Genomic DNA, 256 nt, shown 5'->3' with positions numbered 1-256 from the left:
ATCCTGCGTAATCCCTGATATTATCAGTTCCGGTTCGTAAACCAAATGGGGTGATACGAGCAAAAGTTCCCAAATTCATGAGTATATAGATAAACGTATAAGTTATCATACTTGCGTAGCCGTTCCCCGAGTCTGCAGCAAGTACCCCAATCATGATATATCCAATTTGGCTTATAGAAGGATAAGCTAGCATACGTTTTACGCTTCTTTGAGTAACGGCAACTAAATTTCCTAATATCATACTAGAAGTAGCTAA

1 protein-coding gene is annotated in these 256 nt (G+C 38.7%); it reads right to left on the bottom strand.

The features are described 5' to 3' along the window. The coding region (locus MN204_RS21010; RefSeq protein WP_306798837.1) for a proton-conducting transporter transmembrane domain-containing protein at positions 1-241 on the bottom strand (241 nt) is incomplete at its 3' end. Positions 242-256: the final 15 nt, after the last annotated feature.

It is taken from the genome of Oceanobacillus saliphilus, from assembly GCF_023522835.1.
Lineage (GTDB): Bacteria > Bacillota > Bacilli > Bacillales > Amphibacillaceae > Oceanobacillus > Oceanobacillus saliphilus.
This window is presented reverse-complemented; position numbering and strand designations above follow the sequence as displayed.